General features: G+C 63.4%; 12 protein-coding genes. 4 read left to right on the forward strand and 8 right to left on the reverse strand.

Features of this window, described 5'->3' with window-relative positions:
- Positions 1–13 precede the first annotated feature (13 nt).
- Positions 14–1,015 carry a Gfo/Idh/MocA family oxidoreductase gene (locus OF385_RS16110; protein WP_264276314.1) on the forward strand — a complete coding sequence of 334 codons (1,002 nt, stop codon included), beginning with the start codon at positions 14–16 and terminating at the stop codon, positions 1,013–1,015.
- Positions 1,016–1,098: 83 nt separating this feature from the next.
- Here the strand turns inward: OF385_RS16110 and OF385_RS16115 are convergent, their stop codons facing one another.
- The 6 genes from OF385_RS16115 to OF385_RS16140 all read right to left on the reverse strand — a co-directional run bounded on the left by OF385_RS16115 (position 1,099) and on the right by OF385_RS16140 (position 7,993).
- A complete protein-coding gene (locus OF385_RS16115; protein ID WP_264277956.1) occupies positions 1,099–2,097 on the reverse strand; it encodes a substrate-binding domain-containing protein in 999 nt (332 codons plus the stop codon).
- Positions 2,098–2,520: 423 nt separating this feature from the next.
- On the reverse strand, positions 2,521–3,405 hold the full coding sequence (locus tag OF385_RS16120; protein WP_264276315.1) for an ATP-binding cassette domain-containing protein: 885 nt from the start codon (positions 3,403–3,405) through the stop codon (positions 2,521–2,523).
- Positions 3,406–3,423: 18 nt separating this feature from the next.
- A complete protein-coding gene (locus tag OF385_RS16125) occupies positions 3,424–4,488 on the reverse strand; it encodes an ABC transporter permease (RefSeq protein ID WP_264276316.1) in 1,065 nt (354 codons plus the stop codon).
- A gap of 72 nt (positions 4,489–4,560) precedes the next feature.
- Complete coding sequence (locus OF385_RS16130; RefSeq protein WP_264276317.1) at positions 4,561–5,556, reverse strand: sugar ABC transporter substrate-binding protein; 996 nt, start codon at positions 5,554–5,556, stop codon at positions 4,561–4,563.
- A 167-nt stretch (positions 5,557–5,723) separates the two neighbouring features.
- A complete protein-coding gene (locus tag OF385_RS16135; RefSeq protein ID WP_264276318.1) occupies positions 5,724–6,779 on the reverse strand; it encodes a LacI family DNA-binding transcriptional regulator in 1,056 nt (351 codons plus the stop codon).
- A 20-nt stretch (positions 6,780–6,799) separates the two neighbouring features.
- Complete coding sequence (locus OF385_RS16140; RefSeq protein ID WP_264276319.1) at positions 6,800–7,993, reverse strand: Gfo/Idh/MocA family protein; 1,194 nt, start codon at positions 7,991–7,993, stop codon at positions 6,800–6,802.
- A gap of 358 nt (positions 7,994–8,351) precedes the next feature.
- On the opposite strand from OF385_RS16140, the gene OF385_RS16145 reads away from it, so the two are divergent.
- Positions 8,352–9,092 carry a GntR family transcriptional regulator gene (locus OF385_RS16145; RefSeq protein WP_264276320.1) on the forward strand — a complete coding sequence of 247 codons (741 nt, stop codon included), beginning with the start codon at positions 8,352–8,354 and terminating at the stop codon, positions 9,090–9,092.
- A 41-nt stretch (positions 9,093–9,133) separates the two neighbouring features.
- Positions 9,134–10,036, forward strand: coding sequence for a 5-deoxy-glucuronate isomerase (iolB, locus tag OF385_RS16150; RefSeq protein ID WP_264276321.1), 903 nt, complete (start codon positions 9,134–9,136; stop codon positions 10,034–10,036).
- Positions 10,037–10,102: 66 nt separating this feature from the next.
- Here the strand turns inward: iolB and OF385_RS16155 are convergent, their stop codons facing one another.
- Together OF385_RS16155 and OF385_RS16160 are read right to left on the reverse strand one after the other, a co-directional pair.
- A complete protein-coding gene (locus tag OF385_RS16155; protein WP_264276322.1) occupies positions 10,103–10,894 on the reverse strand; it encodes a TIM barrel protein in 792 nt (263 codons plus the stop codon).
- On the reverse strand, positions 10,891–11,982 hold the full coding sequence (locus OF385_RS16160) for a Gfo/Idh/MocA family oxidoreductase (protein WP_264276323.1): 1,092 nt from the start codon (positions 11,980–11,982) through the stop codon (positions 10,891–10,893). Before OF385_RS16160 ends, OF385_RS16155 begins: the two co-directional genes overlap by 4 nt.
- A 96-nt stretch (positions 11,983–12,078) precedes the next feature.
- On the opposite strand from OF385_RS16160, the gene OF385_RS16165 reads away from it, so the two are divergent.
- The gene (locus OF385_RS16165; RefSeq protein WP_264276324.1) at positions 12,079–13,080 is read left to right on the forward strand and encodes a LacI family DNA-binding transcriptional regulator; all 1,002 of its coding nucleotides are present in this window, start codon (positions 12,079–12,081) and stop codon (positions 13,078–13,080) included.
- The last annotated feature ends 24 nt before the right edge of the window (positions 13,081–13,104 follow it).

Consider the following 13,104-nt stretch of genomic DNA (forward strand, 5'->3'; position numbering starts at 1 on the left):
AGGACCACATACCATGCAACGATTCGCCCTGATTGGCGCAGGCTTCATCGGCTCCGTCCACGCGCAGAACCTGGCATCCCACCCCGATGTGGATTTCCGCCTGGTCTACGACATCGATGTCCAGCGGGCTTCGGCCCTGGCTGCCCAGCACGGCGCCAAGGCCGCAGCTTCGCTCGACGACATCTTCAACAACGATCAGCTCGACGCGGTCTTCATCGCCTCATCCACAGATTCACACGCCCAGAACCTTCGGCTCGCGGCCGACGCCGGGTTGGCGGCCCTGGTTGAAAAACCCATCGACCTCGACCTCGAGACCGCCAAATCGACGGTGGCCTACGTGGAACGCTCCGGCATCAAGGCCATGGTGAATTTCAATCGCCGGTTCGATTCGGCCCACGCCGAGCTCAGGGACCTGGTTCGCCAAGGCTCGATCGGTTCCCTGGCGCTGCTGCAATTGACCTCCCGCGGGCCCGCCCTGCCCCCGGTGGACTACCTCAAGAGCTCCGGCGGCCAGTTCCGCGACCAGGCCGTGCATTTCTACGATTTGGCAACCTGGATCGCCGGAGTGGATCCGGTCCAGATCCATGCCTTCGGCTCAGCCCTCGCGGCCCCGGAAATCGCAGAATTCGGCGATGTCGATACCTCGATCAGCTCCTTGCTCTTTCCCGATGGGGCCCTGGCGCAGATCGACTGCGTGCGGCACACCGGCTACGGCTATGACGAACGCATCGAAGCCTTGGGCTCGGAGGGACTGGCGGAATCAGAGCGCCAGCGCTCGGGCCATGTCACGCTCGTGCGCAAGGAGCATGCCCGGTCCCACGGCCTGCACGGAAACTGGTTCGACCGGGTCAAGCCGACCTACGCCGCGAGCCTCAGCGCCTTCGTCAAGGCCCTGGAGGAGGACCTGGACTCCCCCATCACGCTGCGCGAGGGCCTGAAGTCCCAGGCCATTGCCCAGGCCGCGGTGCGCTCGCTCTCCTCGGGCCACAGCGAGGCTATCGACTACTCCCTGTAGCCCCAGGAGCCGGTCCCGCCGGGTCGAGCTCGATCGCGAGCTTGACCCCGGCGGGGCCCTTTCCAGGTTGCGCCCTGCGCGGCTTAGCGGATCCCTTCTTGAGCGAATTCCAGGACGGCCTCGCCATTTGCCGAGTCGACAATGGCCGGGCCGGTCAGGATGTCCTTTCCACCGCCGATCTCGAATCCGCCACGGTGGTTCTGCCAGAGGGCGTCCACAGCCATGTAGCCTTGCAGCCACGGCTGCTGGTCCACGCTGAACAGGATCTTGCGATCCACGATCGCCTGGGCAAGTTCGGCATTCAGATCGAAGGACGCGATAACGGCGCCGCTGCCCGTCTCCGACGTCGATGCGGCAGCGGTCAGCGCTATGGGTGCGTCGAGTGCCACCACTGCGTCGGCTTGCTGCGAAGTTTGCAGCTTGGCCGTGATGGTGGAGGCGACTTGGGTCATGTCCGAGCCCTGGACATAGAGGTTCTCCGTCGCGGGAATCACCTTTTTCACGCCTTCACATCTGGCTTCCAGGCCCACGTTTCCTTGCTCGTGGATCACGCAGATCGGCGAGGCTTTGCCTTCCGCCTTGAGCCGCTCACCGACGGCCTCTCCCGCCAGTTTCTCGTCACTGCCGAAATGGGCAAAGGCTCCCATCGCCGCAGATACTTCGCCTCCCGAATTGATCGACACAATAGGGATGCCAGCTTCCTCGGCCTTCGCCAGGACATCCTTCAGCGCGCCGGGTTTCGCCAGGGTCACAATAATCCCGTCAACGCCCTGAACCACGTACTGCTCAATAAGCTGGGCCTGCCTCCCGCCCTCCGGATCCGAACTGTAGATCAACTCGACGTTGTCCTTGGTTGCGGCTTCTTGGGCACCTCGCCGGATGGTATCCCAGAATGTGTTCCCCGGCGCCCCATGGGTGATCATGGCTAGCTTGATGCGATCCGTGGTGGCAACTTGTCCCATTGGCGCATCGTCTTCTGCCACCTGGCGGCCGCCGTGTGCTGAGCATCCGGCCAGGAGCAGCGCCCCGGCGAGCACCAATCCAGCAATATGCGAACCTTTCGATTCAATCCAACGCAACATGTCCTCCATCAATTCAGTACCAGCCATCTAACGCTACCAAGTCCTGTGCACCTGCCGAGCCTGGCACCGATGCCATTGCCCTACGGCATCCATCACGTTCATCGTCCGCTCAGCGGCAGTGCCGTTCGGGTGGAAAGTGCGTCGTCGATTGAAGATGCCAGCAGGGTTATCACCAACGATATGTAGCCCGCCCGAATTGAATCGACAGTGATGCCGCCAGAATCACCGGGCAACGCCACACCCTATGGCTTCGATACCACATGGGCGGCCCGGCCGGGCCGCATCACCCTTGGCTGCCGTCGGGAGCTGGGCCCGTTCATGGCGCAAGTGGCCCGAAGGGCTGGCCGCTACGCAAGAGTCCCCCGGGACACGGCAGTGATGCATCGTGTCCCGGGGGATCAAGCCGGCAAGCCGGTGCGCAGGCTACTTCGCTGCCGCGCCCGCCTCGGCTTCTGCCAGTTCCTCGGCGTGGCCGCCGAGCTGCTCCAGCTCGTGGGCCAGCTCGGCCAATTCGGCACCACCGGCCATCTGCGCGGTCAGCTCTTCTACGGTGATTTCCGCCTTGGAGTAATACCCGATGGAACGGCCCCGTTTGAGCAGCAGGAACGAGTCGCCCACCGGATAGGCATGGTGCGGGTTGTGCGTAATGAAGATGACGCCCAGCCCGCGGTCGCGCGCCTGCAGGATGTAGCGCAGCACCACGCCGGACTGCTTGACGCCCAAGGCCGCCGTGGGCTCATCGAGGATCAGGACCTTGGCGCCGAAGTACACGGCACGGGCGATGGCCACGCACTGGCGTTCGCCACCGGAGAGCTGGCCGATGGGCTGCTCCACGTCGCGAAGGTCGATCCCCATGTCGGAGAGCTCCTGCTTGGTGATGTCCTTCATCTTCTGCACGTCGAGCTTCTTGAACGGCCCCACACCGGTGGTCAGTTCCGAGCCGAGGAAGAAGTTGCGCCAGATCGGCATCAGCGGCACAACCGCCAAGTCCTGGTAGACGGCGGCGATGCCGGCATCCAGGGCGACGCGGGGGCTCTTGAGCTTGATCGCGGAGCCATGCAGCGTGAATTCCCCTTCATCATGCTGGTGCAGGCCGGCGATGATCTTGATGAGCGTGGACTTGCCGGCACCATTGTCTCCGAGCACGCAGGTCACCTTGCCCGGATCGACCACCATATCCACTCCGCGCAGCGCGATGATGCTTCCGTAGTGCTTGCCAACGCCCTTGAGGGTGAGCAGGTTATCGCTGGTCTTCGGCTCGAGCTGGTCCAGCAGCTCTGCGGCCTTCTTGTTCTTACGAGTATTCATGATCTTGTCCTTGGCTTCCTATTTGCTGGATTCCGCGCGCTTTTTCACCACGATGTTGACCACCGTCGCCAAGAGCAGCATCAGGCCCAGGAAGAACTTGAACCAGTCCGGGTTCCATTCGGCGTACACAATGCCCTTGTTGGCCATGCCGAAGATGAAGGCGCCGATGGCACCGCCAATGGCGGAACCGTAGCCGCCGGTGAGCAGGCAGCCACCGATCACGGCAGCGATGATGTAGAGGAACTCATTGCCGATGCCTTCGCCGGACTGCACCGAATCAAAGGCGAACAGGTTGTGCATTCCCAGCACCCACCCGCACAATCCGACTGCCATGAACAGGCCGATCTTCGTGCGGACCACCGGAACGCCCACCGCACGGGCTGCTTTTTCATCGCCGCCGATGGCGAAGATCCAGTTGCCGATCTTGGTGCGCAGCAGGACCCACGAGGCGATGACCACCATGGCGAGCCAGATGAAGACGGTGACCTTCACATCGATGCCCCCGATGTTCACCGACGATGCGAACACCGCTTTGGCGCTTTGGAATCCGTCCATGTTGGCGATGGACGGCGAAGACACCGAACCGCCGATGGCACGGGTCAAGCCCAGGTTCAGGCCGGTGAGCATCAGGAAGCTGGCCAGCGTCACGATGAAGGAGGGCAGCTTGGTCTTGATCAGGATGATGCCGTTGATGAAGCCGATGAGCAGGGAAACGACGAGCGCCAGCACGACGCCGACCCAGACGTTCAGTCCGAAGTACCAGGAGATCAACGATGCGCTCAGCGCCGAGGAGATCACCGCGACGCCGGTGGACAGGTCGAATTCCCCGCCGATCATGAGCAGTGAGACGCCGACCGCCATGATCCCGATGGTCGAAGCGCCGTAGAGGACGGTGGCCAGCGAAGCCGGAGCCAAGAAGACCGGAGCGACGATGGCAAAGAAAATGAACAGTGCCACTGCGCCAACAAGGGCACCGATTTCCGGTCGTCCGAGCAGAACGGACAGCGTGCTTTTCTTCCCGACGCGCTCATCGTGCACTGTGGCGGTTTTCTTATGCGAGGGTGAAGCTGTTAATGATGACATGAGTTTTCCTCCGTGTCCTGGCTGCGCCCCGCAGCCCGTCAATGCCTGCAGGGCGCGCGCCGAGGGACGTGGCTAGCGGACGCCTTCTTCTGCGAAACTGGTGATTTTCTCTGCTACGGCTTTGTCGACGATAGCAGGACCGGTCAAGGTTGCCTGTCCGCCACCGATGGTGAAGCCGCCACGATGGTTCTGCCACAACGCATCCACTGCCATATATCCCTGCAACCAGGGCTGCTGGTCGACGGTGAACAGCACGTTGCCATCGGTGATTTCCTGGACCAGCTGCGAGTTCATGTCGAAGGAAGCAACTTCGACCTTCGAATTGGCGGTTTCCTTCGCTTTGAGCAGGGTCATGGTGAATGGTGCACCCAGGCCGATAATGGCATCGGCCTGCTTGTCAGCCTGGAGCTTAGCGGTAGCGGTGGATTCCACCTGCGTCATGTCGGTGCCCTGAACGTAGAGCACTTCGGTTCCCGGGATCACTTTCTTGACACCGGCGCAGCGTGCTTCAAGGCCCACATGCCCTTGTTCCTGGATGACGCAGATCGGCTTCTTGAGCCCGGCTTCCTTCAGCTTTTCGCCTGCGGCTTCTCCCGCCAGCTGCTCATTGGAACCAAAGTGTGCAAACACCCCGAGATCCTTGAAGCGCTCTTCGCCGGCATTCAGGCTCACGATGGGAATCCCCGCATCGGTGGCTTTTTTCAGTGCGCCTTTCATGGCATCGGGCTTGGCCAGGGTCACGGCGATGCCATCGACTCCTTGGTCGATCGCCTGCTCGATCAGCTGGGATTGACGTCCGCCATCCGGGTCGCTGAGGTACTGAAGCTCCACATTATCCTTGGCCGCAGCTTCCTCGGCCCCCTTGCGGAGAATGTCCCAGAAAGTATCGCCCGGTGCGGCGTGGGTGATGACGGCGATATTGATTCGGTCCGTGCTCGCCACTGCCCCGCCTCCCGCGTTGCCCTCGGGTTCCGGGGCACGCCCTCCGCCGGAGGAACAGGCTGCCAACCCCAAAGCGGGAACGATAGCGAGTGTTACTGCGAGTTTGCGCCAAGATGGCTTTCCCATTGTTGTTTCCCCTTCAGGAATCCGCCGGCTCACCCCAATAATCCCCGGGAGCGGGCCGTCTAATCAAAATCCCGTGATGTGAATCACAAGTTGTCTAAAGTGTGCGACACGAATGGCGATCCGTCAACAGTTTGTAAAGACATAAGGATGTGAAGACCAAAAGAATGTCATTCCACTAGAGGGGCACCAATGGCTGGCTCGTCTGGAAAGTGCGCATTCCCCGCGGATGAAGAGCGCACTACCAGTCGCGGCGAAATTGTTAGTTGACGTGCATATTTACCCTCCGGGTTGCGCATCAGCTGAAGCAGCAGGCGCGCACTGCTGCGGCCGAGATCCTGGAAATCGGAATCAACGCTGGTGAGGGAAATCCGTTTTAAAGATGACAAGGAAATATTGTCGTAGCCTGTCACCGCGGCGCTCGCCCCAGCCTCATCCAGTGCCTGGATTGCGCCAAAGGCGCACAAGTCGTTGAAACAGGCCAGCGCGTCGGGGCGCGCACCGGATGCCAGCAGTTGCGCCACGGCGTCGTAGCCAGCGTTAAGGCTCGGACCGGCCTCCACGACCCGCACGTGCTGGCGCAGCCCGTGCCGCTGCATGGCCCGGTGATAGGCAGCTTCACGCTGGGCGGATACCGGCCCCGGGCCCCCTGAAACGTGGGCTATCCGCTGGTTCCCGCCAGCAACCAGATGGTCCATGACCAAGCCAAAGCCCTGCTCATCGTCTACGGATACCACAGCCGTGTTCGCCTGGAGCTCGCGCCCGCTGCCCACGAACACGGCCGGGGTCTCGCCGAATGCGGTTTCGAAGCTGGCGGTATCGTCGGCCGAACCCAGCACCAGCAACCCGCTCACCCGCAGGTCCCGCAGTGCCTGCGGCTCGGCCGGTCCGATGCCCCGGCCATCGTGAATGGCGGCGGCGCTGAACAGCACATCAAAACCGGCCGCCTGCAGCGCCTCACGCGCCACCTCGGCAACCTCGAGCACCCAGGGATTGTGCAGTTCCCCCAAAACCACGCCAATGGCGTGGCGATTCTCGGCGACCAGGGATCGCGCCGCCAAATTGGGCTGGTAGCCGAGTTCACGGATCGAGTCCTCAACCCGTGAACGCCTCAGTGAGCTGACCTTGCTCGGGTCCGAGAGGACCAGGGACACCAGGGACTTGGAGACCCCCGCATGCTTGGCGACATCACGGATCGTGGGGCGGCGGCTTGGCATCTGCGACATGGCTGCCAGTATCGCACTTTTCAGCTCTGGACGGGCTGGCCCACAGACTGCCAGCCGCCGGTGGCCGCCGATATCTCCGCCGCCTCAACCAGGGCGGCGGCAGCCACGGCGTCGGCAATGGTGGAGTTGGACTTCTCCCCGCCGCACACGGCCACCAGGAACTTCTTCGCTTCAATGGTTTTCAAGTCGTCAAAGCCCATGGCGTTGCCAGGTCCGGGCTGGAAGCGGGAATATTCGCCATGCCTTGGCGAGCCGATGACGGTAGTGAACCCCTGCTCCTCGTTGTTGCGGCCCAGAACCACCTCCAGCTCATTCATGCGCTCGAAATCCCACTTGACCGATCCTTCGGTGCCGAAGATCTCCAATCGGTAGCCGCACTGCGGCCCGACGGCAACGCGGGAGGCCTCGATCGTCCCGATCGCCCGGCGGGCCAGGCCCTCGGGGCTGAAACGCACCAGCGCCGCGGCATAGTCCTCATTTTCAACCTCCCCCATTTCACCGCCTTCGATCAGATCGAAGTGCGTGCCCTGGCCCATCGACAATTTAGGGCGGGAGGGAATCATGACATTCGTTGACGCGGAAATTCCCTGGATGGATCCAACTACATGGCGGCACAGATCCGCAGCGTGGCTGAGGAGGTCCGCAAGCACGCCGCTGCCCGCCAGCTCCCGATTGAAGCGCCACGACAGGGCGGCCCGCGGATCGGCGGCGTACCCGGCAAGGAAGCTGGCGCGGACGTTGGTGATGTCCCCTAACCGGCCCTCGCACACCAGCTGGCGTGCTCGCTCGATGGCTGGGGCGTGGCGGTAATTGAAGCCCACGGACGTCTCCACCCCATTGCGCGCCACAGCTTGTTCAATGGACTGCGTCTCGGCCAAGCTGCGTCCAGCTGGCTTTTCGATCCAGAAGTGCTTTCCAGCGTTCGCCGCAGCGATCGCTATCTCGGCGTGCAGGAAGTTCGGCGCGCAAATCGAGACCACGTCCACCTCAGGGTCCGCCAGCACCTCGTGGTAATCCAGGGTTCCACGCTCGAAGCCCAGCGTCTGCACTGCATAGTCCACCCGCGACTGCTCGGTGTCCGCAGCCACAACCAGTCGCGGCTTGAGGCCCAGTTCCGGGTAGACGTAGGGCACGGAACTGTACGCCCGAGCATGCAGCTTGCCCATCCAACCGACCGAAATCAGCCCAACACCGATGGTGCGCTGTTCGTTCATGACCTTCTCCTCATCTGCGGCGCGGCACGCCGTCATCTCCAGCAGCCTCGATGGGCTCCTTTTCTTGGACCGTTCCAAAAAACCCTATGTTTCACCATGATCAATCGGCAACGGATTTGAGAGGGTTTTTTGTCAGGACAATTGGACAAATAGCGAATCTTGTCCAAATTTCCTAGTCGAAGGCTGATTCTGGACCACAGTCCAGCGAATGATTCGGGAGGCGATCTGCGCGAGCAGCCAGCGGGAAGGCCACGGATCGCACGGATTTCCACAGGGTATGCCCAAAGTGCCGATTTTCCGATATAGTTTGTCCTGTCAAAGCGACATATAACCTGAAGGTCGCTGGCAAGGAGCAACCGTGAGCACACCACTGAGCATCAAGATCGACCGTTCTTCGCCGATCCCCCTCTACCACCAGGTAGTGCAGGGCATCGAAGGCGCCATCCGCGACGGATCGCTGGCGTCCGGCACCCGGCTGGAAAACGAGATCGAGCTGGCCCAGCGCTTGCGCCTCTCCCGGCCGACCATCCGCAAGGCCATGGACGACCTGGTCCAGTCCGGCCTGCTGGTGCGCAAGCGCGGCGTGGGCACCCAGGTGGTCTCCAGCCAGATCCGCCGTCATCTGGAGCTCTCGAGCTTGAACGATGACCTCGAGCGCGCAGGAAAAAAGCCCACCACCACACTGCTGAGTTTTGAGCATATTCCCGCCCCGGAACACGTCCAGGATTTGCTGTCGCTGCCCAAGGACGTCTCCGTCTACCACTTCACCCGTCTGCGTTCAGCCGGCGGCAGCCCGCTGGCCTTGATGGAGAATTGGGTTCGCGACGACATCGTCGAGCTGGATGAAAAGTCCTTGCGGGCCCACGGCCTGTATGAATTGCTCCGCGAGGCGGGCGTGAATTTCCGCCTCGCCCAGCAACGCATCGGCGCCACCGTTGCCGACAGCGCCCAGGCTGACGTGCTCGATACCGAGGCTGGATCCGCCCTAGTCACCATGCAGCGCACCGCTGTCGATGACACCGGTCGCAACGTTGAGACTGGGTCTCACGTCTACCGCGCTGACGCGTACAGCTTTGAAATGACCTTGGTGCAGCGCTAGCCTCGCGAAGCACCGGACACCGCCGTCGAAAGGAATGACACATGACCGACTGGATCTACCCTGCAGGTTCCGCCACCGACGGAGATTGGAGCATCTCGCTCGGTGCCCATGACTCCGCCCTCGAGGTGGACGGCTGGGCCCATACCGGGCTCAAGGTGGCCGAATTGGCTCCCGGGCAATCGATCCAGCTGGATGCCGCAGCCGAGGAACGAATTGTGGTTCCGCTCTCCGGTTCCTCCTTCTCGGTCAGCGTGGACGGCGAGGAGTATCTGCTCGCCGGTCGCGCATCGGTATTCAACGGCCCGGCAGATGTCCTGTACACCGGCATCAACAAGGCCATCTCCGTCAGCACCGAGCACGGTGGCCGTGTCGCCATCACCCTGGCTCCAGCCAAGCAGGAGTACCCGACGCGCCTGATCAAGGCCGAAGAGACGCCGGTAGAGCTGCGCGGAGCGGGCAACTGCTCCCGCCAAGTCCACAACTTCGGCACCCCGGCCGCGCTGGAAGCCGACCGCTTCATCGTCTGCGAAGTCATCACCCCGGCCGGCAACTGGTCCTCCTATCCGCCGCACAAGCATGACGAGGAGAAGGAGGGCGAGACCAGCCTCGAGGAGATCTACTACTTCGAGACCCAGCTGGCCCGCGATATGCCAGCCCCGCAGGACACCGATCCGATCGGCTATGCCCGGGTTTATGCCTCGGACGAGCGTCCCATCGACGTCAATGCCGAGGTCCGCACCGGCGACGTGGTCCTGGTCCCCTACGGCTGGCACGGGCCGGCCATGGCAGCCCCGGGCTACGACCTCTACTACCTGAATGTGATGGCCGGGCCGGGTCGGGTGCGCGACTGGCTGATCAGCGATGACCCGCACCACGGCTGGATTCGCCAGACCTGGGATGCCCAGGACATGGATCCGCGCCTGCCTTTCGGCCCCGGCGCTTAGCCCTCCAAGGCCCACAACGAAGCGGTGGCCACAGGATCTCCTGTGGCCACCGCTTCGTTGTTTCTCCTAGCCCGCCGGTTGCAGCAGCGGCTCGAAGGCCTGGGCGAAGGCCGCGATAGCCGCATCCGAATCCGCGCTGGCATAGGCTTCCATGCCCACGGGACCCGAGTATCCCAGCTGGGCCAGGGCTGCGGCGACCGCACGATAGTTGATTTCCCCGGTACCCGGCTCGCAGCGCCCCGGCACATCCGCGACCTGGATCTCGCCGATGCACGGGCCGGCCGCACGGACCAGTTCGATGAGGTTCCCTTCGCCAATCTGCGCGTGGTAGAGATCGAGCATCATCTTGATATTCGGGTGGTCCACGGCTTTGACCAGCGACAACGTATCCTTGGCACGCCCCAGCGGAATGCCCGGGTGATCAAGAATCGTATTCAGGTTCTCCAGCATGAAGGTCACGCCATGCTCTTCGCCCAGGCGCCCCAGTTCTTCGAGGGTCTTGGCCGCGGTCAGCCACATGTCTCCGGTGGCGCGGAAGCGCGGGGTGGCGGCCTGGCCGTCGATGAGCTGCGCCGGGTGCACCACCAAGCGGGTGATGCCCAGTTCCCTGGCGGCCGGGATCAATTCCCGTGCGGTGCGCACGACCTCGTGCGCGCTGTCCGCATCGCACAGGCTGCCGTGGCTGTAGCCTGTCATGGAGCCGAAGCGGGCACCGGTGGCCGCGAGGGCCGCCAGGTCCTTGTCCCGGATATCCCAGAGTTCGATTTCGAAGCCCGCTTCGTCGAGTTTCCTGACCCGGTCGATGAGCGGAAGGTCCAGGAAGACCATTTCCGCGCAGACCGCCAGCTGCGTGCTCATGCGCTCACCGCGAGCCGGGTGGCCGATTCCAGCTTGACCGGAAGGCCGGTTTCGGAGGACTCCAGCGCGGCCAGTGCCACGCGCAATGCGGCGCGCGCGTCCTTGCCGGTGGGCACGGCGAGGGCCGCGTCGGCGGTGCCTTCGCGCACGCCGCGGATCTTGCGGGTGAAGACCGCGAGCTGATCGCGGTAGGCCTGGGCGAACAGCTCGATATTCAGGCGTTCTGTGGGAGCATGGGCCCCTTGCGCGTCATAGCTGGCGGCCGCCACCTGGACCGGGTTGCCCGCCTGGACCATGCCCTTGGAGCCGAAGACTTCTCCGCGCACGTCGTAGCCGTAGCTGGCAGAGAAGTTGGCCTCGGCCACGGCGATGGCCCCATTGGAGTAGCGCATGGTGACTACCGCGGTATCCAGCAGCCCGTTCTCACGGTGCTCCGGAGCCACCAGGGCATCTGCCATGACGTGGACCTCTTGCACCTCGGCTCCCGGGTTCAGCCAGTTCAGGGTATCGAAGTCATGAATCAGCGTTTCGGTGAAGATCACGTGGGAGCGGATCTTCGCAGCATTGGGCAAGCCACCGGCAACTTCCGGGTCGCGGGTCAGCGAACGCAGCAGCTGCGGGGTGCCGATAGCTCCGGAATTCACCTGCTCGGCCACGGCGGCGAAGTCCTGGGAAAAACGCCGGTTGAAGCCGATCTGCAAGAGTACGCCTGCGTCCTCGACCGCCTGCAATGCGTTGTCAAGATCGCCCAGCGCGTGGGCCGCGGGCTTTTCGCAGAAGATGTGCTTGCCGGCCGCGGCGGCCTGGGCAATCAGGCCGGCGTGGAAACTCGAAGGGGCCCCGATGACCACGGCATCCACGGTTTCGTCGGCGAAGACCTCGGCAATGTCTTGGGTGTAGCTGGTGCATCCGAGTTCGGCGGCCAGTGCCGCGGCACGCCCCGGTGCCGGGTCAGCGACAACGTGCAGCTGTGCGTCGGGCAGGTACTGGGCCACGGTACGGGCGTGGAACGCACCGATCCACCCGGTGCCGATGACGGCAATGCGCAGCGGCTGGACGCTGGATTCCGGCAATGATTGATAAGCCATGAAGACTCTCCTAGAACGTTCTATATTTGGGGTTCAGGAAAATCATGGCACACTGGAGAACACCTGTCTATAACGTTCTAGAAGAAAGTTTGGCCCATGCCCACAACTTCGGCCCCACGCCCTGCCAAGCGCCCCACCCTTGCCGATGTCGCTCGCGCTTCTGGAGTCTCGGTCGCCTTGGCCTCCATCGTGCTGCGTGGGGCCGAGGGGGCCAGCGAGGAGTCGCGGGCACGGGTCAAGCAGGCCGCGGCAGATCTGGGCTACCGCCCTGATTCACGGGCCCGCTCCCTGCGCAGCAGACGCAGCCGGACCTTGGGCCTGGCCCTCGCGCTCGGTGAGCCGCTGCACGCGGAGTTGGCCGATGCCCTGTTCGCCCAAGCCGACGCGAAGGGCTTCGAGATCATCTTGGGGGCCACCGGCAGGCACCGCGATGAGCGCCGGGTGCTCAACACCCTCATCGACGCGGGAGTCGAGGCGGTGATCGGCATCTTCCCGGAACTTCCCGCCACCCAGCTCAACGGGGTGGCCAAACAGCTTCCCGTCATCAGCCTGCTGCGCGAGGTCGAAGGATTGCCCTCGATCATCACCGATGAAGCTGCCGGCATCGAGCAGCTGGTCAACCACCTGGTGCAGCTGGGCCACACCCGGCTTCTGCACCTGGATGGCGGATCCGCCGTTGCGGCGCAACAACGCCGGGAGGCCTTCCGGGTCGCTGCCGAACGCGCCCAGGCCGCGGCAGAGATCCTGGCCGCCGGCGCGGATGATGCCACGGCCTTCGAGGTCCTGCGCGGCTATCTGGAGACTACCTCCCCGGCGCAACGCGCCACGGCCGTGCTGGCCTTTAACGACCGGGCAGCACTGGGAGCCCGACGGGCCCTTGACCTTTGCAACCTGGGGGTGCCGGGGCAGATGAGCCTCACCGGCTATGACGACAGCGAGTTTGCCCGGCTGGCACAGGCGGATCTGACCAGCGTCCGCCAGGACGTGAACGCCCTGGCGGAGGCCGCCATGCAGGCGGCGCTGCAGGCCACCGGCGCCTCAAGCATCCACGCACCGCACCTGGTGGTGCGAGGCAGCACCGCAGAATATATCGGTTAACGGATAAAGGCTCCACAACCGTGG

The sequence above is a fragment of the Glutamicibacter sp. JL.03c genome, from assembly GCF_025854375.1.
Lineage (GTDB): Bacteria > Actinomycetota > Actinomycetes > Actinomycetales > Micrococcaceae > Glutamicibacter.